Annotated in this window: 2 protein-coding genes; one reads left to right on the top strand and one right to left on the bottom strand. The window is 46.9% G+C overall.

Features of this window, described 5'->3' with window-relative positions; genetic code table 11:
- Positions 1–101 precede the first annotated feature (101 nt).
- Complete coding sequence (locus M4I36_RS15525; RefSeq protein WP_258112671.1) at positions 102–308, bottom strand: TetR/AcrR family transcriptional regulator; 207 nt, start codon at positions 306–308, stop codon at positions 102–104.
- A gap of 218 nt (positions 309–526) precedes the next feature.
- Between M4I36_RS15525 and M4I36_RS15520 the strand changes: the two genes are divergently transcribed.
- The gene (locus M4I36_RS15520; protein WP_258112670.1) at positions 527–1,288 is read left to right on the top strand and encodes an SDR family oxidoreductase; all 762 of its coding nucleotides are present in this window, start codon (positions 527–529) and stop codon (positions 1,286–1,288) included.
- Positions 1,289–1,900: the final 612 nt, after the last annotated feature.

Raw genomic sequence — 1,900 nt, 5'->3', positions numbered from 1 at the left:
TCATATTTATGGAGCTTATTGGGACTGATTTAGGCTTTGCAGGGGAAGTCGCCTGATTCATTCAGCACCCCCTAATTGGGTATTGGTAGGGTCGAACCACCTCAATTCCAGTTTAGTTGGCCAAAATTTGCGAATGAGTCCGTTGTAAAAAGCGACTCTTTACTATCAAAATAGATGTAAATCAGATTCTTGTTGCACCCAGCATTTCTAGCAATGCGATCAACACGCGCGCCCGCGATGCCATAGGACGAGAACTCCTCCATAGCTGCCTCAAATATGTGTTCCTTTGTTACCTCAGCGTTTCCCAAGGGATATCCCAGCCTTTTCAAGCACTCATTTTTTGTTTTCAATATATAACACGATCACCATATTTGACTAACTGGTTAGTTTTTTTCTATAATGCAAACATCCAGTTAGTTGGATTTCAAGGTACTATCAGATGACCCTTATAGAGAACGCAGAAGGCACCAATGACACGATCCAACGCCGTGTTCAAACCACAGAGTCATACGGGAGGCAACCTTTGATGAAACTTTCAGGAAATACCATACTCATTACAGGCGGCAGTGCAGGCATTGGATTTTCTTTCGCAGAACGTTTTATCAAATCCGGAAATACAGTTATCGTCTGCGCAAGACGTGAAAGTGTTCTTAAGGATGCCAAAGAGAAGCTCCCAGATCTCATTACTCGCGTCAGTGACGTTGGACGTGAATCCGACCGTACGGCGTTGTTTGACTGGGTGACCACGAACTATCCAGAGGTCAACGTATTAGTGAACAATGCAGGGATTCAACAACGCTATCATGTGTTGAAGGCAAATGCGAAGGACAATTGGATCTATTACAACAATGAAATCATGGTCAATGCTGAGGCTCCTATTCATCTATCCATGCTATTCGCCCCGTTTTTTTCAAGAAAAGAAAATTCCGCCATTGTGAATGTGACGTCGGGGTTGGCTTTCACACCCCTTGCGATTGCCCCAGTTTATTCGGCGACCAAAGCGGCGCTACACTCATTTACCATGAGTCTCAGACACCAACTGGCTAACACATCCGTAGAGGTCATTGAAGTGGCTCCACCGGCAGTAAACACCGATTTGGGTGGATCTGACCTACATACGCATGGGGAACCCCTAGATACGTTCACGGATGGAATCTTCCAAGGATTCAAAGAGGGTAAACAGGAAATTGGCTATGGATCGTCCGTGCAGCGCCTGCGCATGTCACGTGACGAAATAGACGTATACGTAGAAAATATGTACCAAGCGTTGAAAAGCGCCATTGAATAAGCCAAGTACCCAAAAAGCCCTGTCAACCCCCGTTCCCAAAACGACATCTATCAGACCCGTTGCACCGCGGAAGGAGGGGGCGGCATTCAAATCGTAACGAATATGTATAGTGCTTCTTTTACGTCGACAGTATGATTCATGGACCCGAGTCCACCTTCCATCATCTTGGTCAGATGGGAACTGGCTGTTTGCGGCGTCGCACAAGCTGCGCGCGAGTTCACTAGCAGGCAGTGCCTTTTCTCCAAGAAGAGACATCAGCAGCGCCGCTCTGGATTCATCACCGATCAGAGAATCTACACCGACAATGTTCGATGTAGCCACGGTTCCACCTCCAATCCATGCTCCGAGCGCCTTCACATTTCGATGATGGTCGAATATTTGGCGTCTTACAATGACTGAGATGCAGAAAAATCTATGGGAGGCCAAACTTAAGTAGGGGGTGCTGAATGAATCAGGCGACTTCCCCTGCAAAGCCTAAATCAGTCCCAATAGGCTCCATAAATATGAGCCAAAAAAGAAGCCGTAGCCTCTTTTCTAGCACATCTTCCGCACCTAAACAGGCCATTCAAATTGGAAACTGCGCGCGGGCGGGGTTTAGAGGCGTTCATGATC

This window comes from Alicyclobacillus sp. SP_1 (genome assembly GCF_024706985.1).
Taxonomy (GTDB): Bacteria; Bacillota; Bacilli; order Alicyclobacillales; family Alicyclobacillaceae; genus Alicyclobacillus_I.
This window is presented reverse-complemented; position numbering and strand designations above follow the sequence as displayed.

Bases quoted from the DNA above. Each gene is read 5' to 3' on its own strand.
- M4I36_RS15520 (WP_258112670.1), top strand. From the start codon at position 527: ATGAAACTTTCAGGAAATACCATACTCATTACAGGCGGCAGTGCAGGC.